At 64.9% G+C, this 18,865-nt stretch carries 21 protein-coding genes; 12 read left to right on the top strand and 9 right to left on the bottom strand.

The window, feature by feature from the left end:
• Window positions 1-66 precede the first annotated feature (66 nt).
• From Q0030_RS35670 to Q0030_RS35640, 7 genes are all read left to right on the top strand, one after another.
• The gene (locus Q0030_RS35670) at window positions 67-1,230 is read left to right on the top strand and encodes a substrate-binding domain-containing protein (protein WP_298378260.1); all 1,164 of its coding nucleotides are present in this window, start codon (window positions 67-69) and stop codon (window positions 1,228-1,230) included.
• Between the two features lie 323 nt (window positions 1,231-1,553).
• On the top strand, window positions 1,554-3,068 hold the full coding sequence (locus tag Q0030_RS35665; RefSeq protein ID WP_298378258.1) for an amidase: 1,515 nt from the start codon (window positions 1,554-1,556) through the stop codon (window positions 3,066-3,068).
• A 42-nt stretch (window positions 3,069-3,110) separates the two neighbouring features.
• Window positions 3,111-3,968, top strand: coding sequence for a branched-chain amino acid ABC transporter permease (locus tag Q0030_RS35660; protein ID WP_298378255.1), 858 nt, complete (start codon window positions 3,111-3,113; stop codon window positions 3,966-3,968).
• 5 nt (window positions 3,969-3,973) lie between these two features.
• The gene (locus Q0030_RS35655; protein ID WP_298378252.1) at window positions 3,974-5,194 is read left to right on the top strand and encodes a substrate-binding protein; all 1,221 of its coding nucleotides are present in this window, start codon (window positions 3,974-3,976) and stop codon (window positions 5,192-5,194) included.
• A gap of 7 nt (window positions 5,195-5,201) precedes the next feature.
• Window positions 5,202-6,314: a branched-chain amino acid ABC transporter permease gene (locus tag Q0030_RS35650; RefSeq protein WP_298378250.1), complete on the top strand. Its 1,113-nt coding sequence runs from the start codon at window positions 5,202-5,204 to the stop codon at window positions 6,312-6,314.
• Entirely contained in the window at window positions 6,301-7,035 is a 735-nt protein-coding gene (locus Q0030_RS35645) for an ABC transporter ATP-binding protein (RefSeq protein WP_176528524.1), read from the top strand. Before Q0030_RS35650 ends, Q0030_RS35645 begins: the two co-directional genes overlap by 14 nt.
• Entirely contained in the window at window positions 7,028-7,729 is a 702-nt protein-coding gene (locus tag Q0030_RS35640) for an ABC transporter ATP-binding protein (RefSeq protein WP_298378243.1), read from the top strand. The genes Q0030_RS35645 and Q0030_RS35640 overlap by 8 nt, the downstream gene beginning before the upstream one ends.
• 116 nt (window positions 7,730-7,845) lie before the next feature.
• On the opposite strand, the gene Q0030_RS35635 is transcribed toward Q0030_RS35640, so the two are convergent.
• Window positions 7,846-8,823: a hypothetical protein gene (locus Q0030_RS35635; protein ID WP_298378241.1), complete on the bottom strand. Its 978-nt coding sequence runs from the start codon at window positions 8,821-8,823 to the stop codon at window positions 7,846-7,848.
• Between the two features lie 61 nt (window positions 8,824-8,884).
• Between Q0030_RS35635 and Q0030_RS35630 the strand changes: the two genes are divergently transcribed.
• Together Q0030_RS35630 and Q0030_RS35625 are read left to right on the top strand one after the other, a co-directional pair.
• Complete coding sequence (locus tag Q0030_RS35630) at window positions 8,885-9,163, top strand: metal/formaldehyde-sensitive transcriptional repressor (protein WP_298378238.1); 279 nt, start codon at window positions 8,885-8,887, stop codon at window positions 9,161-9,163.
• Window positions 9,164-9,270: 107 nt separating this feature from the next.
• Entirely contained in the window at window positions 9,271-9,501 is a 231-nt protein-coding gene (locus Q0030_RS35625) for a hypothetical protein (RefSeq protein ID WP_298378235.1), read from the top strand.
• 34 nt (window positions 9,502-9,535) lie between these two features.
• Here Q0030_RS35625 and Q0030_RS35620 read toward each other — a convergent pair whose 3' ends face one another.
• The 5 genes from Q0030_RS35620 to Q0030_RS35600 all read right to left on the bottom strand — a co-directional run bounded on the left by Q0030_RS35620 (window position 9,536) and on the right by Q0030_RS35600 (window position 14,303).
• Window positions 9,536-9,931: a nuclear transport factor 2 family protein gene (locus Q0030_RS35620; RefSeq protein WP_298378232.1), complete on the bottom strand. Its 396-nt coding sequence runs from the start codon at window positions 9,929-9,931 to the stop codon at window positions 9,536-9,538.
• Between the two features lie 304 nt (window positions 9,932-10,235).
• Complete coding sequence (locus Q0030_RS35615; RefSeq protein WP_298378229.1) at window positions 10,236-11,729, bottom strand: murein L,D-transpeptidase family protein; 1,494 nt, start codon at window positions 11,727-11,729, stop codon at window positions 10,236-10,238.
• Window positions 11,730-11,958: 229 nt separating this feature from the next.
• Complete coding sequence (locus Q0030_RS35610) at window positions 11,959-12,921, bottom strand: acetyl-CoA carboxylase carboxyltransferase subunit alpha (RefSeq protein WP_298378226.1); 963 nt, start codon at window positions 12,919-12,921, stop codon at window positions 11,959-11,961.
• A gap of 202 nt (window positions 12,922-13,123) precedes the next feature.
• Complete coding sequence (xerD, locus tag Q0030_RS35605) at window positions 13,124-14,140, bottom strand: site-specific tyrosine recombinase XerD (protein WP_298378223.1); 1,017 nt, start codon at window positions 14,138-14,140, stop codon at window positions 13,124-13,126.
• A gap of 16 nt (window positions 14,141-14,156) precedes the next feature.
• Window positions 14,157-14,303 (bottom strand): hypothetical protein, encoded by a 147-nt coding sequence (locus Q0030_RS35600; protein ID WP_050405944.1) that lies wholly within the window; start codon window positions 14,301-14,303, stop codon window positions 14,157-14,159.
• A gap of 145 nt (window positions 14,304-14,448) precedes the next feature.
• On the opposite strand from Q0030_RS35600, the gene Q0030_RS35595 reads away from it, so the two are divergent.
• The 3 genes from Q0030_RS35595 (at window position 14,449) to Q0030_RS35585 (ending at window position 17,648) form a co-directional block, all read left to right on the top strand.
• Entirely contained in the window at window positions 14,449-15,081 is a 633-nt protein-coding gene (locus Q0030_RS35595; protein WP_298378220.1) for a shikimate kinase, read from the top strand.
• A complete protein-coding gene (gene aroB, locus Q0030_RS35590) occupies window positions 15,078-16,220 on the top strand; it encodes a 3-dehydroquinate synthase (protein WP_298378217.1) in 1,143 nt (380 codons plus the stop codon). The genes Q0030_RS35595 and aroB overlap by 4 nt, the downstream gene beginning before the upstream one ends.
• 117 nt (window positions 16,221-16,337) lie before the next feature.
• On the top strand, window positions 16,338-17,648 hold the full coding sequence (locus Q0030_RS35585) for an HlyC/CorC family transporter (RefSeq protein WP_298378214.1): 1,311 nt from the start codon (window positions 16,338-16,340) through the stop codon (window positions 17,646-17,648).
• Window positions 17,649-17,682: 34 nt separating this feature from the next.
• Here Q0030_RS35585 and Q0030_RS35580 read toward each other — a convergent pair whose 3' ends face one another.
• The 3 genes from Q0030_RS35580 to Q0030_RS35570 all read right to left on the bottom strand — a co-directional run bounded on the left by Q0030_RS35580 (window position 17,683) and on the right by Q0030_RS35570 (window position 18,835).
• Window positions 17,683-17,970, bottom strand: a complete 288-nt coding sequence (locus Q0030_RS35580; protein ID WP_298378212.1) for a hypothetical protein — start codon at window positions 17,968-17,970, stop codon at window positions 17,683-17,685.
• A 12-nt stretch (window positions 17,971-17,982) separates the two neighbouring features.
• Window positions 17,983-18,471: a hypothetical protein gene (locus tag Q0030_RS35575; protein WP_298378209.1), complete on the bottom strand. Its 489-nt coding sequence runs from the start codon at window positions 18,469-18,471 to the stop codon at window positions 17,983-17,985.
• An 88-nt stretch (window positions 18,472-18,559) separates the two neighbouring features.
• The gene (locus Q0030_RS35570; protein WP_028338206.1) at window positions 18,560-18,835 is read right to left on the bottom strand and encodes a BolA family protein; all 276 of its coding nucleotides are present in this window, start codon (window positions 18,833-18,835) and stop codon (window positions 18,560-18,562) included.
• Window positions 18,836-18,865 lie beyond the last annotated feature (30 nt).

The raw sequence follows: 18,865 nt of genomic DNA, 5'->3' as shown, positions 1-18,865 counted from the left end.
AGGGCGATGCCGTGAGCGGCGTGCCGGTGCCGGACAGGAGCAGGTGTGCATTCGACGCCCAACGTCATGGCAAGAAACCTCCCGTTCCCGCCATCCCTGCTGTTCAGGAACCTGGCGTCGGCGGCGTCGGATCGCGTGCTCGCGCCGATGGATCGTGGCGGGTTCGGTCCGCGCGGCGCGCGCAACCGGCTGCGGATCGGCGGCTTCGTCTGTTGCTCCGGATCGCCCGGAATGTGGGGGCCGGCTACGACCTCGACCGCGCAACTCGCGGTCGCCGACATCAACCGGCGCGGCGGCATCCTCGGCCGCGAGATCGAGTTCCAGGTCTACGACGCCGGCGGCCCGATCGACGCGGTGATCGACCGCGCCGAGCAGGCGATCGCCTCCGATGAGGTCGATCTCATCATGGGCATGCACACCAGCGCGGTGCGTGTCGCGCTGCGTCACCTCATCACCCGCAGCAAGATCCCCTACATCTACACGCCGGTCTATGAGGGCGGCGAGCGGACGCCGGGCGTGATCGCGATCGGCGAGACGCCGCGCTGGCAGAACCGGCCGTCGATCCACTGGCTGGCCGAGATCAAGAAGGCCAGGCGCTGGTACCTGATCGGCAGCGATTATGTCTGGCCATGGCAGTCGCACCGCGCGGTGAAGCGCTACATCAAGGAGACCGGGGGCCTCGTGGTCGGCGAGGAGTTCGTGCCGGTCGGCGAGGACGATCACGAGGCGCATCTGGAGCGGATCCGCGCAGCGAAGCCCGATGTCGTGCTCATCTCGCTGATCGGCACCGACGGCGTGACCTTCAACCGCGCCTTCGCCGAGGCCGGGCTCGCCGCCACCACGCTGCGCTTTGCCGGCTGTTTCGACGAAACGGCGCTGCTCGGCATCGGCGCCGACAAGACCGAGAACCTGTTCTGTGCCTCCGGCTATTTCCCTTCCGTCGGCTCGCAGGCCGGTGACGATTTCAGGGACCGCTATCGCGCGATGTTCGGGGCGTTCGCGCCGCCGGTCGGATCGTGCGGCGAGTCCGCCTATGAAGGCTTCTGCCTGTTGGAGGCTGCCGCCAATCGCGCCGGCACGCTGGACCTGCGGCCGCTGCTCGCGGCAGCGGATAACCTGGTCTATCGCGGCCCGCGCGGTCCGGTCACGGTGCGCAGCGGCCACGCCAGGATGCCGATGTATCTCGCCGAAGCCGACGGCCTCGACTTCAGGGTGATCAAGGCGATCTGAGAGGCTGTGATGCTTTGCATCACCGTCATTGCGAGGAGCATAGCGACGAAGCAATCCATCGTCCCGTTATGCCGAGCTATGGATTGCTTCGCTTCGCTCGCAATGACGGGGACAGCGCTGTGCGCACCGGTTGTCCTGAGGCGCGTTCCGGCAGCCTTAGTCAGCGGTTTTGCGAAATAATACTTGAAAAGGAAAATATTTCCGTTTTCAATACGGCGACGGGGTGAGCGGTTCGCGCGGGTCAACGCGCCGCTGCTGCTTCGTGCCCAAGGGATCCGATCCAGGAAATCAAATCCAAAGATCAAAAGCTTCAGGAGAGCGCCGTGACCGTCGTCCTTCCCACGCCAACGCAACTTCGTGCCGTCGCCGAGCAATGCGGCCTGTCCCTGACCGATGAGGACGTGGCCTCGTTCCGCGGCCTGATGCAGGGCTCGGTCGAGGCCTACAACCTCGTCGCCGCGATGCCGGACGAACTGCCCGAAGTGAAATATCCGCGCACGCCCGGCTATCGTCCGGCGCCGGAAGAGAACAAGCACAACGCCTGGTACCGCAAGTCGACGGTGAAGGGCGCTGCCTCCGGCAAGCTCAAGGGCAAGACGGTGGCGCTGAAGGACAACATCATGCTGGCCGGCGTGCCCATGACCAACGGCTCGTCGACGCTGGAAGGCTATATGCCCGACTTCGACGCCACCATCGTCACGCGCATGCTCGATGCCGGTGCCGAAATCGCCGGCAAGACCCACTGCGAACACTTCTGCCTGTCCGGCGGCAGCCACACCGGCTCCTACGGGCCGGTGCACAATCCGCACAAGATGGGCTATTCGGCCGGCGGCTCGTCGTCGGGCTCGGGCGTCGTGGTCGCGCTCGGTGAGGTCGACATGGCGATCGGCGGCGACCAGGGCGGCTCGATCCGCATGCCGTCCTCGTTCTGCGGCACCTATGGCATGAAACCGACCTGGGGCCTCGTGCCCTACACCGGCATCATGCCGATCGAGATCTATGTCGACCACACCGGCCCGATGACCGCGACCGTGGAAGACAACGCGCTGCTGCTGGAAGTGCTCGCCGGCGACGACGGCTATGATCCCCGGATCAAGGCGCCGAAGGTAGACGACTACACCAAGGCGCTCGGCAAGGGCGTCAAGGGCATGAAGATCGGCATCGTCAAGGAAGGCTTTGAGCAGCCGACCGCGGAGGCCGCGGTGAATGAAAGCGTGCACGAGGCGGCCAAGCGCTTCAAGGATCTCGGCGCCAGTGTCGAGACGGTGTCGATCCCGATGCACATGCTCGGCGGCGCGATCTGGACTCCGATCGGCACCGAGGGCCTGACCCAGACCATGATGTTCGGCGACGGCTACGGCCTCAGCCGCGGTGACCTCTATTCGACCTCGCTGATGGATCACCATCGCGGCTGGCGCCGCCAGGCCGACTCGCTGTCGGAGACGACGAAGCTGTTCATGATGCTCGGCACCTACATCAACAACAATTTCGGGCCGCGCTTCTACGGCAAGGCGCTCAACATCTCCCGCCGGCTGGCCGCGGCCTATGACAAGGCGTTCAAGGACTACGATCTGCTGCTGATGCCGACCACGCCGATGAAGGCGACGAAGTTGCCCGAGGCCAATGCCAGCCGCGAGGAATATGTCGCCCGCGCACTTGAGATGATCTCCAACACCGCGCCGTTCGACATCACCCACCACCCAGCGATGTCGCTGCCCTGCGGCATGGTCGACGGCCTGCCGGTCGGCCTGATGCTGGTCGGGCGGATGTTCGAGGAATCCACCATCTACCGCGCCGCGCACGCCTTCGAGCAGGCCGGCGACTGGAAGAAGATGTGAGGCGCCGCTTGTCGCAGACGCAGGGTCGATGGATCGAACGCCATGGCTAGCACCTTCGCCGCGGTGTTCGAGATCGTGAGCTTCGGCGCGATCATCGTGCTGGTCGTGCTCGGGCTCGGCATCATCGCCAGCATGATGGGCATCTTCAACTTCGCGCAGGGCGAATTCGTCCTGCTCGGGGCCTATGTGACCTATCTGGCCTACGCCCACGGCGCGCCGGTCTGGGTCGGCATGGTCGCCGCGCCCTTTGTGGTCGGCGCGATCGGCTTCGTGCTCGAGGCGCTGATCATCCGGCGCTTCTACGCCGCGCCGATCGTGGCGATGCTCGGCACCTATGCGCTCGGGCTGATCATCCGCGAAAGCGTCCGTGGCCTCATTGGCGGCTTCTATCTCACGGTGCCGGAGCCGATCGGCGGTTCGATCGACCTCGGCTCCGTCCACATCTCGGCCTGGCGCTTCACCATCATCGTGATCACGCTACTGGTGATGGGCGGCTGCTATCTGCTGCTGGCGCGCACGAGCTTCGGGCTTCGGGTCCGCGCCACGCTGGAGAACCCGGCGCTGGCGCGCGCGTCGGGTATCTCGACGCCGTTGATCTACGGCGCGACCTTTGCGTTCGGCGCGGCCCTGGCCGGGCTTGCCGGCGCGCTGATCGTGCCGGTGTTCAGTCTGTTTGCCGATCTCGGCATCCGTTTCCTGATCCAGGGCTTCGTTGCCGTGATGGTCGGCGGGGTCGGGTCCTTCATCGGTCCGGTCGCCGGCGCTGGTGTGATCGGCACGCTCAGCGCGGCGCTGCCATGGGTCATGTCTCCAGTCGTCGCCGACGTTCTCGTCTTCGTGCTCGCCATCGCCTTCATCAAATTCCGGCCGCAAGGCCTCATTGCTGGGAAAGGGGTCTAATCACCATGTCGATTGAACGCATGAATCTCACGCGCCGCCGCTTCATGAGCAATTTCGCCTTCGCGACCGGGGCGCTCGCGACCGGGGTCGGCAGCTGGGTGGTGAGGCCCGAATGGGCCAATGCCGCCGAGGGCCCGATCAAGGTCGGCATTGCGACCGACCTGACCGGCCCGATCGCCTATGCCGGCAATGCCGACGCCAATGTCGCCAAGATGGTGATCAAGGAGATCAACGCGGGCGGCGGCCTGCTCGGCCGGCCGCTCGAGCTCTATATCGAGGACACCGCCTCGAACGAATCGGTCGCGGTCGGCAACGTCCGCAAGCTGATCCAGCGCGACAAGGTCGACATGGTGCTGGGCGGCATCACCTCGTCGATGCGCAACGCGATCAAGGACCCGATCGTGGCGCGCGGCAAGACGCTCTACATCTATCCGCAGCTCTACGAGGGCAAGGAGTGCACGCCCTATCTGTTCTGCACCGGGCCGACGCCGGCGCAGCAATGCGACGAGTTCATCCCGTGGCTGATCAAGAACGGCGGCAAGAAGTTCGCGCTGCCGAGCGCCAACTATGTCTGGCCGCACACGCTCAACGTCTACGCCCGCAAGGTGATCGAGGCCAATGGCGGCGAGGTCGTGTTCGAGGAGTACTACCCGCTCGACCAAGTCGACTTCTCGGCGACCGTCAACCGCATCATCTCCAACAAGGTCGACGTCGTCTTCAACACCGTGATCCCGCCGGGCGTCGGCCCGTTCTTCAAGCAGCTCTATGAAGCCGGCTTCCTCAAGAACGGCGGGCGGCTCGCCTGCGTCTACTATGACGAGAACACGCTCAACATCAATCAGGCGAGCGAGATCGAGGGATTGGCGAGCTGCCTCGATTATTTCAAGGTGCTTACCAAGGAGGATCCGTTCAACGCCAAGATCCAGGCGGCCTATGAGAAGGATTTCCCGGGCAACTTCCTGTTCGCGGCCGGCAGCGCCGCCACCGGAACCTATCGCGGCCTCAAGCTCTGGGAAGCCGCGGCCAAGGAAGCCGGCAAGGTCGACCGCGACTCGGTTGCGGCCGCGCTCGATCACGCCAAGATCGCCGAAGGCCCCGGCGGACCCGCCGAAATGGTTCCCGGCAAGCGTCACTGCAAGATGAAAATGTACACCGCTGTTGCCAAGGGCGGGAACTATGAGATCGTGGCGCGCAGCGCCGGTCTCGTCGATCCCAAGGAATGCTGAGCAGTCAATGGGTGGAGCAGAGCAGGCCGTCGCACGCATCGGTGAGGGACCGGATGTCGTGACGCGTGAGGGTGCACCGGCCGCGAGCGCGCCGGCGAGACAGGCATCGGCAGGATGGAAGGTCCTGCCGATCGTGGAAGGGCTGGTGCTCTTGATCGCACTGGTCCTGCCATGGGTGCTGCAGGATTATCTCACGGTGTTCGCCACCCGCGTGGTGATCCTCGCGCTGTTCGCGCTGTCGTTTGACCTGGTGTGGGGCTATGCCGGCATCATGAGCTTCGGCCAGGCGCTGTTCTTCGGCGCCGCCGGCTACGGCGTGGCATTGCTCGCGCGCGATCTCAACGTCACCTCGATCCTCCTGATCCTGCCGGCGGGCACCTTGATCGGCCTCACGGCATCGCTGCTGCTCGGCGGCTTCCTGCTGCTCGGGCGCTATCCCTCGAGCGTGATCTTCGTCTCGCTCGGCACCCTGACCGGCTCCTATGCCGCGGACCGGCTGGCGCGCGGCTGGTATTATCTCGGCGGCCAGAACGGCATCCCGTCGATCCCGCCGCTCACCCTCGGCAGCTACGAGTTCGAGGAGGGGCCGGTTTACTATTACATGGTGCTCGGCATCCTCGTGGTCGTCTACCTGCTGTGCCGCTTCCTGATCCGTTCGCAATTTGGCCTCGCGCTCGCCGGCCTGCGCGAGAACGAACAGCGCATCGCCTTCTTCGGCTACAAGGCGCAACACCTGAAGGCGATCATCTTCGCGGTCGGTGGCACGATCGCCGGTCTGGCCGGCAGCCTCTATGCCTTCCACGAAGGATTTGTCTGGCCCAACATGCTGGGCGTCGTGTTCTCGACCCAGGTCGTGCTCTACGTGTTGTTCGGCGGCTCCGGCACCCTGATCGGCGCGGTGATCGGCACCGTGATTATCGAGGGTGTCAGCTTCTGGCTGTCGGACAATTACCGCGACGTCTGGCCGATCATCCTCGGCGTGCTGCTGCTGCTCGTGATCATGTTCCGCCCGCTCGGGCTGGTCTCCTTCGTGCTCGGCGAGCGCGAGCGGGTCGGCAGCTTTGGCAAGGGACCAAGCAAGGCGCCAAAGCCAAAGGAGACCGGCAATGCCGCTCCTTGAGGCGTCAGGCATCAGCAAGGTGTACGGCAAGCTCACCGCGCTCGACGGTGCGGCGCTGACCGTCGGGGAGAATGAGTTTCATGGGCTGATCGGCCCCAACGGCTCGGGCAAGAGCACGCTGATGAAATGCGTCGCCGGCGCCGAGGTGCCGACCACGGGCAAGGTCTCGTTCGTCAACACCGACATCACGGCGTTCACGCCGACCGAGCGCGCCCGCGCCGGCATGAGCCTGAAATTCCAGATCACCTCGGTGCTGCCGACGCTGACGCTGTACGACAACATCCTGCTGGCGCTGCAGGCACATTCGTCGCTGTTCGATCTGGTGCTGTCGCGCACCCGCAACAGGCTGCACGACCAGGTGATGACGATGCTGACCCAGTTCCGGCTTGCCGATCGCGCGTATGATGCCGCAGCGGCCCTGTCGCACGGCCAGCAGCAATGGCTCGAGATCGCGATGGCGCTCGCCGGCAAGCCGCGGCTGTTGCTGCTGGACGAGCCGACCGGCGGCATGAGCCTCGAGGAGCGTCGCGTCACCGGCGAGCTGTTGCAGCCGATCAAACAGCATTGCTCGCTCGTCATCGTCGAACACGACCTCGATTTCATCCGCGACATCTGCGACCGTCTCACCGTGCTCGACCAGGGCAAGGTGCTGGCGTCGGGGACGGTCGCGGAAATCCAGGCCAACAGAAACGTCCAGGAGATATATCTTCGCCGTGCCTGACCAATCCTTCCTCGATATCCGGCATCTCGATGCCGGTTATGGCCGCAGCCAGGTCCTGTTCGATATCAACATCGGCATTCCCTGGCGCGGCGGCGTCGCCGTGCTCGGCCGCAACGGCGCCGGCAAGACCACGCTGATGAAGACCATCGTCGGCGAGCTTACGAGCTCGCAGGGCGAACTGTTCTTCGACGGCCGCGACATCACGCGCCGCCGTACCGAGGAGCGCGTGCGGTCCGGCATCGGCTATGTGCCGCAGGAGCATTCGGTGTTCGCCCGGCTTTCAGTGCGCGACAATCTCGCCGTCGGCTCGCTGACCAATTCCGACGCCGGCGCGGTCGATCGCGTGCTGGCGATCTTCCCCAAGCTTGGCCAGCGTCTCGACCAGCCGGCCGGCACGCTGTCCGGCGGCGAACGCAAGATGCTGGCGATCGGCCGCGCCATGCTCGGCAATCCGAAGCTGCTGCTATTGGACGAGCCGACCGAAGGCGTCTGGATCGGCGTGATCGAGGAGATCACCGAGCGGCTGATCGAGCTCGCCAAGAACATCTCGGTCGTGATCGTCGAGCAGCACCTCGACCTCGCGCTACGCGTCGCCGACTATGCCTATGTGCTGGACCGCGGCCGCGTCGCGCTGCAAGGCGGGGCGAGCGAGGTGCGCAACGATCCAGAGTTGCTGCGCTATCTGGCGCCGTAGAGCGTTTTCGAGCGAAGTGGACGCCGGTTCGCGTGAAGAAAACGCGTCAAAACAAGAATCTGGAGCTTCGGTTCTGATTCAATCAGAACCGAAGCTCCAGCGCCTGAAAGCCTCGCCTACCAAGCAATCTGGCTGCGCTCGGGCCGGTCGCTCAACAGCGGCTTCCTGAACAGCGATGGCACAAGGTCATCGAGGAAGAGCAGCAACTGGGCCCGGAAGCCCGGCCCGGTACCGCCGGCGCGGCTGAGCGGGATGATCGCCTCGGCGGCGACCTGCCAGGTCACCGCCACATACGCGAAGCCGGGATTTGCGGTCGCGGCGGTCGCCTGGCCGCGCGGGCTGTCGAACTGGAACTCAACCAGCGGCACCAATTGATTCAACGGCTCGTCCTTCGGCGGTCCGCCGTCGAACCGCTTTGTCAGATACAGCGTGCTGTACTGGATCGAGAAGCCCCAGTGCAGCGTCTCGACTGCGGGCGAAAGGATGGTGTCAAACCGGCCTGTCACCGGATTGGGCGCCAGTGCCCGGCCTGCCGTGCCGAGGGGAACCTCGCCGACGACCGCGCCGGTGACGGCAAACGGGCGCAGCCATGACACCGAGTCCGGGAGGTCGCCAAACCCCTTGCCGAAGAAGATGCCCGGCTGGATCGTGTCGGGCGCGTCCGCGCCGACCGCGACGGCACCGGAGTGGCCGATGCCCCAGGCGAGGCTGACCGACATCAGCGCTTCGTGGCGATTGTCGCGGTAAGCCTCATACTTGAGACCGATATTGGTCTTGTCGAAGCCTGACGTGCGGCCGGTTGGCCAGTTCTGGTGGAGCCATGAGCTGTCGACGGTGAACGCGAGCGTCGGCGTCAACAGGCGGGCAAAGGCCCCATTGATGCGGCTCTCGGCGACATTGCTGCCCTGTGCGGGATGATCGAGGTAGCTGAAATTGGGCAGGATGAGCTCGTCGGCGACGGCGGGGTCGTCGAATGTCATCGTGCCGGCGAAATAACGATTGCCGGCGATGCCATGCGCGTGCGCCGCCTGCGTCCACAGCAGCGGCGCGATCAGGAACGCGCCTCTGCGGAGAGTTATCGGCCTGCTCGCCATCGCCCTGCCTGGGGTAAACTGTCGCTTGATCAAAATAGGGTACCCCCCTATATTACGATTCATGTCGCATACCATCAAGCACAAGTCCAAGCTGATGGGCCGGGTCAGGCGCATCAAGGGACAGATCGAGGCGGTCGAGCGTGCGCTCGAATCCGAGCTCGGCTGTGCCGACGTGCTGATGCTGGTCGCCTCGGTGCGCGGTGCGGTGAACGGGCTGACCGCCGAGCTGCTCGAAGATCATATCCGTCATCACGTCGTCGATCCCGCGCAAGAGAAAAACCCCGAGAAGGCGCAGGGCGCGGCGGACCTGATCGATGTCGTCCGCACCTACCTCAAGTAAAGCGATAGCCGGCAAGGGCTCCAGCAAGCCAAAGCCAGCCAAGTCACGCCCCTGGTTCCCAGGAACGAAGGGCGCCGCCTGCCGTTAGCCAGCGGGAGGATTCATCGATGCGCTATCTTTCGATCGTCGCTTTCGGTGTCGTTGCGATGTTGAGCAGCGGTGCCGTATTTGCTCAGCATTCCGGCACCAAAGAGGAACAGAGTGCGTGCTCGCGCGACGCACAGCGTTTCTGCCGCAAGGACCTCGGCAATGACGGCGCCGTGCAGAGCTGCCTTCAGATGAAACGCGCCAGTCTGAGCCGAAGCTGCAAGAAGGTTTTCGAAAGCCACGGCATGTAACCGTCAGCAGCCGGTGCGGCGTAAGTCTTTTTGATCAACGCGACGGCGTCCCGCCGACGTGTTCGACAAGGTGCGCGCGCGACGGCGATGGCTCGAACCGGTCGGCGAAATACTGCGTTTCGTGGACGACCTGTCCGTCGCGGAATTCCATGATGCTCACCGTGTAGGACGGGATGCCGTCATAGGTCAGCACGAACTCGGTAACCCAGAGGTCGCCGCCGCCGATCATGCGCTGGATCGCGAAGCGCTTCTTGTTCGGCTGCACCGTGCGGCTCTGCTGAATGTTGCGCCGGCCGCGGATCCGCTCGCCCGATTGCGGATAATCGAGCACCGCATCCTCGCGATAGATGTCGTGCTCGCGCTCGAAATCGCTCGCGTCCGAAGCCTCCCAATGGCGCTCCAGCGCCGTGCGTACGGCTCGATCGTCCATCGCAACCTCCCGGCTGTGCCCCGCGTGCATGATCTGGCGACCGTCTACGCGTGATTGGCAAGGGGAATGTGGCGGCGAAGGGGGCTACGATTGCCATCCTCATCGTCGTCCTGGCGAAAGCCAGGACCCATTACCCCAAATATCAATTGTTGCGCGACGCTGGGGCCACAGCTTTCCTCGCCAACACAATTCTGTGGTTATGGGTCCTGGCTTTCGCCAGGACGACGGTTGGAGATTGTTTGCGCTACAGCAGTATTGCGACTCGCGGCAGCGACCTGTCTGTGCGCAGTCGCGCCGCCCGCGCTCACTTCACCGCGGAGAAGCGGGTGTCGAACGAGTTGGTCTGCACGACCGGAGCGGAGCCGGCGAGTTGGGTCGACGATGTCGTGGCCGGCGCGGCGGCGGCGTTGGTGACCTGCGGCTTCGCTGCGGGCTTGGCGGCCTGCTTCGCCTCGGCCTTCGGGGCGACGCGCACCACCGATTGCGGCTTGGCCTCGGCGATTTTCGGCTTGGCCGGTGCGGCGGCGGCCGGAGCGGACGGCGACGCGGACGGCTTGCTGGCGTCGGCGGTGGCGTCACCGATGCCGACCTTGCGGGCAAAGCTCGAGAAGAAGCCTTCCGACTTGTCGGACGCGTTCGCGGAAGCGACACGGGTGCTGGCCGGGGGCGTGGTCGACGACGGTGTCGCGACCGAGGTCGACGACGTTGTCGCCACGACAGGCTCTTCCCGCTGGACCGCGAGATTGGGCCGCGGCGGATTGACCGTGCCGGGGATCGTGCCGGGGGCGCGCGCGAGCGACATCGATGCCAGCGCCTGGCTGTCGCCGCCTTCGGACAGACCGGTGTTTCCTTCGGGAATCTTCGAGGCGAAGATCGCGTTCATGCCGCCGTCGATGCCGGTGTTGAGGCGCGCCACGGGCGTACCCTTCGCGGCCAATTTGGCCATCTCGGCGTCGTCGCGCTGCTCCTTCTCGCGCACGGCGCTCGCGATCTCCTCGGGGATGACATAGGCCGGGCACTTCGCCGATGCATTGAACACCGGATCGCGCGTCGCGTCCGGCGGCTTCACCGCGTCGAAGACGTATTTCTTCTCGCAGAAGTCGACCTTCGGCTCCTGCTTCGTCACCTCGAAATGATCGTTGCCTTCCTTGATCATCTTCCAGAAAGGCATGTTCGGGTTGTTGCGGTGCTTGGCCATGTTCACCGGCGTCATCCGGAACGGATAGGCCTGAAACTGGAAGGCCTTCTGGCCACCGAAGAACGACTCGCGGCCGAGCGAATAGATCTCCGCGATCTGCTCGTCGGTCATCGCGTAGCAGCCGCGCGACGAGCAGTCGCCGTGCACCATCAGCTCCGAGCCGGTGCGGCCGAGCGACTTGTCGAACGCGTTGGGATAGCCGGTGTTGAACGACAAATAGTAGGCCGACTGCGGATTCATCTGGCTCGGGTTGATCGAATAGAATCCCTCGGGCGCCTGGCGGTCACCCTCGCGGACCTTCGGGCCGAGATCGCCCGACCAGCGGCAGATCGGGTAGGTCTTGAGCAGCGCGAACTGGCCGGAGCGGGTCTGCTTCCAGACCTCGAGCTCGGCCTCCTGCTTGAACAGCCGCACCAGGATCGGCGACTGCATGTCCATGTCCTTTTCGGTCATGGCAGCGACGAGCTTTGGCGGGACCGGCTGGTTGGCCTTGGCGTTCTGCGCGAGCGAGATCTGATCGCTGTCACAGCCGGCGAGCATGACACCCGCGGCGAGGACCGCCGAAGTCAGAAGCGCGCGTACGAGCGTGCGATGAGTCAAGTCCGAGCTCCACACCCACCGGGCGATTTTCGCGACCCCAACACGGCGAATATGCCCTGAAGCCATTGTGTAAAATATTAGCCTTCGACCACCCCTGCTCGCAACCTGAACCGAGGCTGACAGCCTTCACGGTAGCAGGCATGGTTCAAGGAACGTTAAAGACCCGGCTCGGGGCCCAATTACGGCAAAATCGGCCGATTTGGTCGAAAAATCCGGCGGTTTGGGTGCCTCAGCCGAGCTTGCGGCCGATATCCAGGAACTTCTGGCGCCGCTGTTTGCGAATCGCGTCCGGATCAAGATTTCGTAGGTCGTTGAACGCTTGGGCGATGGCATCGCCCGTGGTCGTGATCATCGCGGCGGGGTCGCGATGAGCGCCGCCGGAGGGCTCCTTCAATATCTGGTCGATCACGCCGAAGCGCAGCATGTCCTGGGCGGTGATCTTCATGCTGTTCGCGGCTTCCTGCGCCTTGGTGCCGTCGCGCCACAGGATCGAGGACGCCGCCTCCGGCGAGATCACGCTGTAGATCGCGTGCTCCATCATCAGGACGCGGTTGGCGGTGGTGATGGCGATGGCGCCGCCCGACATGCCTTCGCCGGTGACGATCGCGACGTTGGGCACGCCGAGCGACAGGCAGGCGTCGGTCGAGCGCGCGATCGCCTCGGCCTGGCCGCGCTCCTCGGCGCCGATTCCGGGATAGGCGCCGGCGGAATCGACGATCGACAGCACCGGGATGCCGAAGCGGTCGGCCATCTCCATCAGGCGCACCGCCTTGCGGTAGCCTTCGGGACGCGCCATGCCGAAATTGTGCTTGATGCGGCTGTCGGTGGTGGCGCCCTTCTCCTGGCCGACCACGCAGATGCTCTCGCCGCGAAAGCGGCCGAAGCCGCCGATCAGGGCCTCGTCGTCGGCGAATTTGCGGTCGCCGGCCATCGGGGTGAATTCGGTGATCAGGCCGCCGATGAAATCGGTGAAGTGCGGCCGCTGTGGATGCCGCGCCACCAGCGTCTTCTGCCACGGCGTCAGGTTGGCATACAGGTCGGTGAGCGCCTGCGCCGCCTTGTCCTCGATCCGCGCGACCTCGTCGCCGATGTCGCTGCCGCTTGCGGCAAGCGCACGCAACTCGTCGATCTTGGATTCAAGCTCGGCGACGGGTTTTTCGAAGTCGAGATAGCTGCGCATCGGGTCGGGCATCAACTCAATATAGGGAGGAACAATGCGAGGGGCGAAGCGGTTTCGGCGGTGGCAAGAGAAGTTTTGTAACTTCAATCGGTTAACGCGCATTCGGGCGGAATGCACGCTTCGGGATCGCAGGCAGGTGACGCTCTTTCTGCGGAGACGCAGCGGAAGTCAAGGTGGATCAGGTGAAGGTATCGATGTCCGGCGGGCACCGGACTTACTTCTCCGCCAGCGGATGCAGGTCGCGGACAAGGCTCTTCAGCCGCTCCTCGACCACATGGGTGTAGATCTGGGTGGTGGAGATGTCGGTATGGCCGAGCAGGGTCTGCACGATGCGCAGGTCCGCGCCATTGTGCAGCAGATGGCTGGCGAAGGCGTGGCGCAGCACGTGCGGAGACACCAGCCGCGGCGCGAGGCCGGCGGCGCCCGCAAGCTCCTTCAGGTCGCGGGCGAAATGCTGCCGGGTCAGGTGGCCGCTCTCGCCGGAGGAGGGAAACAGCCATTTCGACGGCGCGGCCTTCTTCGCCTTCGGCTGCATCACCTCCAGCGCGGCGAGATAATCCGCCATCGCCCGGCGCGAGGCCTCGTTCAGCGGCACCAGCCGCTCCTTGTTGCCCTTGCCGCGCACCACGATCATCCGCGCGTCGCGCCGCGCTGCGGAGACCGGCAGCGACACCAGCTCGGAGACGCGCAGGCCGGTGGCATAGAGCACCTCGAGCAGGCAGTACAGCCGCAGCGCGCGCAGCCGCTGCGCCGGCGAGACGTCGGTCTGGGTCAGCTCCTTGGCGCGGGTCAGCATGCGGTCGACATCGGCAATCGACAGCACCTTGGGCAGGCCGCGGCCGCGCTTCGGCCCGGACAGGATCGCGGCCGGATCGTCGCCGCGGATACGTTCGTTGAGCAGGAAACGATAGAGATGCCGCATCGCCGACAGCCGCCGCGCCACGCTGGTCGACTTGAAGCCGCGCGTGTCCAGGTCGGCGAGGTAGCCGCGCAGCGCATCGGTGTCGGCGCTGGTGAAATCGGTGCCGGCATGGGCGAGGTAATCGGAGAAATCGGTGAGGTCGCGCCGGTAGGCGTCGAGCGTGTTGACGCCGGCGCCCTGTTCCGCGGCGAGCATGTCGAGGAACAACGCGGTCAGCTTGGCGTCGGAGGACTTGGCAGGGGTCCCTGCTTGGGTCCTGGCTTGGGTCTTGGCGGATGTCTTCACAGGAGCCTTGGCAGCAGCGGGCATGCCAGAATCATAGCGCCTATTTCTTGAGGAACTTATCCGGCGGGATGGTCACGCTCATTTCCCGCGGTTTCGGGTGCACGAAATTCGCCAGCGCGAAGACGATGCCATAGCCGATCCCGAAAATCACGGCGACGACCGTCAGGAAGCGGAACAGGCTGGGCATGGAGGCGACTCAGGCGGCGAATTAACCAATGAAATCATCCAACATGTTCCCCGCGCGGTTGCAAGAGTCGCTGGTAACGGTATCGCCGGGGGTAGTATAGGTGGCTCGAATTCTGAACAAATCGTCCCAATATCCGAGCTTTTTGATGTCCGACGCAGCCGTCCCGGCGCCCACCCACCCGACCCTGGAGGCCGATATCACGGCCGCGCTGGGGACGCGGTCGATCGTGCTGGTCGGCATGATGGGGGCCGGCAAGTCGACCATCGGCCGACGGATGGCGCTGCGGCTCAAACTGGCGTTCACCGATGCCGACACCGAGATCGAGACGGCGGCCGACATGACGATCCCCGAGATCTTCGAGACCCATGGCGAGCCGTATTTCCGCGACGGCGAGGCGCGGGTGATCGCGCGAATCCTCGACAACGGTCCGGTCGTGCTGGCGACCGGCGGCGGCGCCTTCATGCGCGAGGAGACCCGCAACAAGATCCGCGACAAGGCGATCTCGGTCTGGCTCAAGGCCGACAGTGATATCATCATGCGCCGGGTCCGCCGCCGCGCCGACCGCCCGTTGCTGCAGACTGCCGACCCCGAGGCGACCGTCAACCGGCTGCTCAGCGAGCGCGAACCGTTCTACCAGAACGCCGATCTGACGATCGCCTCGCGCGACGTGCCGCACGACCGGATCGTCGACGAATGCCTCGAGGCCCTGCACGCGCATCTGTGCGGCGTGCGTCCGACCGGCGAGCTACCACCTGATGGATTGAACGCGACCTCATGACTGCGCCCTTGAAACATTCCGCCTCCGTTACCGTCGACGTCGCACTCGGCGACCGCACCTATGACATCGTCATCGGCCGCGACGTGCTGGCCTCGCTCGGCGAGCGGGTCGCGGCGCTGCGGCCCGGCGTGCGGACCGCCATCGTCACAGACCGCACCGTCGCGAAGCATTGGCTGGAGCCGGCCGAGGCGTCGCTGGCGGCCGCGGGCGTGCCGACATCGCGGATCGTCGTCGAGGAGGGCGAGGGCTCGAAGAGCTATGCCACCCTGACGCAGGTCAGCGAAGCGCTGATCGCGGCGAAGATCGAGCGCAACGATCTGGTGATCGCGCTCGGCGGCGGCGTGGTTGGCGATCTCGCCGGATTCGCAGCGGCGATCCTGCGCCGCGGCGTCGATTTCGTGCAGGTGCCGACCTCGCTGCTGGCGCAGGTCGATTCCTCCGTCGGTGGCAAGACCGGGATCAACTCGCCGCAGGGCAAGAACCTGATCGGTGCATTCCACCAGCCGGTGCTGGTCATCGCCGACACCTCGGTGCTCGACACGCTGTCGCCGCGCCAGTTCCGCGCCGGCTACGCCGAGGTCGCCAAATACGGCATCCTCGGTGACGAGGCCTTCTTCGCCTGGCTCGAAACGAACCACGCCGACATCTTCTCGGGCGGCGCCGGGCGTGAGCACGCGATCGCAACCTCCTGCCGCGCCAAGGCCGGTGTCGTTTCCCGCGACGAGCGCGAGACCGGCGAGCGCGCGCTGCTCAATCTCGGCCACACCTTCGGCCATGCGCTGGAAGCCGCGACCGGCTTCTCCGACCGCCTGTTCCATGGCGAGGGCGTCGCGGTCGGCATGGTGCTCGCCGCTGAATTCTCGGCGCAGCTCGGCATGATTTCGTCCGACGATGCAGCCCGCATCGCGCGTCATCTTTCCGCGGTAGGATTGCCGACGCGCCTGCAGGATATCGCAGGCTTCACGCAGGAAGGGCTTGCCGATGCCGACGCTCTGTTGGCGCTGATGGCGCAGGACAAGAAGGTCAAGCGCGGCAAGCTCACCTTCATCCTGCTGGAGGCGGTCGGCCGCGCCGTGATTGCCAACAATGTCGAGCCACAGCCAGTGCGCGACTTCCTGCAAGCCAAGCTGAAGGCCTAGAGCGGGATGACTCTCCCTCGGATCGTCATCCCACTCTATCTCTTTGATTTGAGCATGATCTTTTCGGAAAACCGCTACACACTTTTCCGGATCATGCTCTAGCCACGGATCAAGCCAGTGGGATGGTTGACCTTCTCGATCGTGCTGCTCTGTCTGCTCGTCTCCGCCTTCTTCTCGGCGAGTGAGACGGCGCTGACCGGCGCTTCGCGCGCCAGCATGTTGCGGTTGTCCAAGCAGGGCAACAGCGAGGCCACGGTGGTCTCGAGCCTGATGGCGATGCGCGAGCGGATGATCGGCGCGCTGCTGCTCGGCAACAATATCGCCAATATCGGCGCCTCCGCGCTCGCCACCGGCATCTTCACCGCCTGGTTCGGCGATGTCGGCGTGCTTTATGCCACCGGTGTGATGACGGTGCTGGTGGTGATCTTCGCGGAAGTGCTGCCCAAGACCGTCGCCATCAATGCGCCGGACCGGGTGTCGCTGCTGGTAGCCCGGCCGATGCGGCTGACGGTGTTCGTGCTCGGCCCGCTTCTCACCATCATCGAAGGGATCGTCCGCGCCCTGATGCGGCTGCTTGGCATCAAGATCGGCGCGCATCAGGCTATCCTGTCGCCGACCGAACGCCTGCGCGGCGCGGTCGACCTGCTGCATCACGAAGGCAAGGTCGAGAAGCAGGACCGCGACATGCTCGGCGGGTTGCTGGACCTCAGCGAACTGCAGGTCTCCGACGTGATGGTCCATCGCACCGAGATGACCATGGTCAACGCCGACCTGCCGCCCGAGGAACTGGTGCGCGAGGTGCTGGCCAGCGAGTACACCCGCATCCCGCTGTGGCGCGAGAAGCCGGAGAACATCGTCGGCGTGCTCCACGCCAAGGATCTGCTGCGGGCGATGCGCGCCAATGAGGGCAACATGTCGGCGATCGATGCCTCCGCGATCGCGCTGCCGCCCTGGTTCGTGCCGGAGATGCGCCCGGTCTCCGAACAGCTGAAGGCGTTCCGCCGCCGCAAGACCCACTTCGCCCTGGTGGTCGATGAGTATGGCGAGGTCGAAGGCATGGTGACGCTGGAAGACATCCTGGAGGAGATCGTCGGCGACATCTCCGACGAGCACGATGTCGTGGTCGCCGGCGTGCGTGCCCAGCCCGACGGCTCGGTCGTGGTCGACGGCTCGGTGCCGATCCGCGACCTCAACCGCGCGATGGACTGGCGCCTGCCGGACGAGGAGGCGACCACGGTCGCCGGCCTCGTGATCCACGAGGCGCGCTCGATCCCCGAACGCGGCCAGAGCTTCACCTTCCACGGCTTCCGCTTCCGCGTGCTCCGCCGCGAGCGCAACCGCATCACCGCGCTGCGCATCGTCGCCGTCCCGCGCGAGGCCGCCGAACTCGACGAGAAGAAGCCGAAGCGGGCCGGCACGGCGTTCTGAGGCGGGCCGCCATCGGCGCGGCGCGGTCAACGAGCTAGGAGCGTGGGTCTTCACCCATATGGAAGGCCTTGGCGAAATCGTAGCAGGCGCCGCAAAGGATCTTCGGCTCAAGATGCTTCAGGGCAGCGTCCACCCATTCGCCGTCGGTCGCTTCGACCCTGCTTTGGCAAGCCGAGCACCAGGCATCCGGGCGCGGGTTCTCGGGGTCGTCACTCGTCCAGAAAAATCCGACGCGCTTGCGATCCACCAGTCCTTGGGCGATGTGTTGACAGACGAAGGTTCTCTGCTGAAGTCCATGGATGGTGCATTTCACCTCCGCCATGGGCTGCCTTCCTCACTCGATATCGATCGAGATCCCCGACAGCTTCCACGCGCCGTCGGAGGGGATGAAGCCGAGCTGATATTTCACCTGCTTGGGCGTGGTGTCGAAATGGCCCTTCAGCCGCAACACGCCCTTGTCGTCGACCTTGGCGTCCTCATCGAGGACGATCGGCTTGGCCACCACGGCGTCGAACACCGCGTGCTTGTCGACCAGATCCTTGAAGATCGTCTTCAGCTTGTCTGGCGAAAACTGGTCGCGGAACGGCTTTGAGATCTTGGTGTGGAACACGGTGAAATTGTTCGCGGCCACCGCGTCGTTGAGCGACACCAGGATGCTCTTGATCAGCACCTCCTGGACGAACGGGCTCGGCATATCCAGCGCCGAGGCCGGGCGCATCGCGCAGATCAGGAGCAGGCCGCCGGCGGCGACAATCGACCGGAAACGTGGCCAGCAAGGGATCATCAATGGCCCCATATCAAACGTGGCGATACGATCCATCATTCACCTGCTCACAGATGGCGCAGGTCCGTCGCCCGAGGTCCCATTCTCATAACGGAAAACCACTGCTTCGTCTTGAGCCAAGCCCGAGCTAGCGCGGCTTTTCCCCGGGGCCGTGGGCGTGGATCGCCAGCGCATGCACCGAGCCGGCGAGTTCCTGCGCCAGCGTCGCATTTATCATGCGATGGCGTTCGATCCGGCTCTTCCCTTCGAAGGCCGGAGACACAATATATACCCTGAAATGCGTCTCGCCGCCTGGCCTGTGGCCGGCGTGGCCCTCATGCAGATGTGACTCATCGACCACGTCGAGGCTTTCAGGCAAGAAAGCTTCACGCAACTTGTTTATGATAGCGTCTTTGGTGCTCATGGCGGCGGAGTTAGGTCCGCGACAGCTTTT

It is taken from the genome of uncultured Bradyrhizobium sp. (assembly GCF_947648125.1).
Taxonomy (GTDB): Bacteria; Pseudomonadota; Alphaproteobacteria; order Rhizobiales; family Xanthobacteraceae; genus Bradyrhizobium.
Note: the sequence above shows the minus strand (reverse complement) of the source record. Positions and strands in the feature narration are given on the sequence as shown.

Bases quoted from the DNA above. Each gene is read 5' to 3' on its own strand.
- Q0030_RS35670 (WP_298378260.1), top strand. From the start codon at position 67: ATGGCAAGAAACCTCCCGTTCCCGCCATCCCTGCTGTTCAGGAACCTG.
- Q0030_RS35660 (WP_298378255.1), top strand. From the start codon at position 3,111: ATGGCTAGCACCTTCGCCGCGGTGTTCGAGATCGTGAGCTTCGGCGCG.
- Q0030_RS35655 (WP_298378252.1), top strand. From the start codon at position 3,974: ATGTCGATTGAACGCATGAATCTCACGCGCCGCCGCTTCATGAGCAAT.
- Q0030_RS35650 (WP_298378250.1), top strand. From the start codon at position 5,202: ATGGGTGGAGCAGAGCAGGCCGTCGCACGCATCGGTGAGGGACCGGAT.
- Q0030_RS35645 (WP_176528524.1), top strand. From the start codon at position 6,301: ATGCCGCTCCTTGAGGCGTCAGGCATCAGCAAGGTGTACGGCAAGCTC.
- Q0030_RS35635 (WP_298378241.1), bottom strand. From the start codon at position 8,823: ATGGCGAGCAGGCCGATAACTCTCCGCAGAGGCGCGTTCCTGATCGCG.
- Q0030_RS35630 (WP_298378238.1), top strand. From the start codon at position 8,885: ATGTCGCATACCATCAAGCACAAGTCCAAGCTGATGGGCCGGGTCAGG.
- Q0030_RS35625 (WP_298378235.1), top strand. From the start codon at position 9,271: ATGCGCTATCTTTCGATCGTCGCTTTCGGTGTCGTTGCGATGTTGAGC.
- Q0030_RS35620 (WP_298378232.1), bottom strand. From the start codon at position 9,931: ATGGACGATCGAGCCGTACGCACGGCGCTGGAGCGCCATTGGGAGGCT.
- Q0030_RS35610 (WP_298378226.1), bottom strand. From the start codon at position 12,921: ATGCCCGACCCGATGCGCAGCTATCTCGACTTCGAAAAACCCGTCGCC.
- xerD (WP_298378223.1), bottom strand. From the start codon at position 14,140: ATGCCCGCTGCTGCCAAGGCTCCTGTGAAGACATCCGCCAAGACCCAA.
- Q0030_RS35600 (WP_050405944.1), bottom strand. From the start codon at position 14,303: ATGCCCAGCCTGTTCCGCTTCCTGACGGTCGTCGCCGTGATTTTCGGG.
- Q0030_RS35595 (WP_298378220.1), top strand. From the start codon at position 14,449: ATGTCCGACGCAGCCGTCCCGGCGCCCACCCACCCGACCCTGGAGGCC.
- aroB (WP_298378217.1), top strand. From the start codon at position 15,078: ATGACTGCGCCCTTGAAACATTCCGCCTCCGTTACCGTCGACGTCGCA.
- Q0030_RS35580 (WP_298378212.1), bottom strand. From the start codon at position 17,970: ATGGCGGAGGTGAAATGCACCATCCATGGACTTCAGCAGAGAACCTTC.
- Q0030_RS35575 (WP_298378209.1), bottom strand. From the start codon at position 18,471: ATGATGGATCGTATCGCCACGTTTGATATGGGGCCATTGATGATCCCT.
- Q0030_RS35570 (WP_028338206.1), bottom strand. From the start codon at position 18,835: ATGAGCACCAAAGACGCTATCATAAACAAGTTGCGTGAAGCTTTCTTG.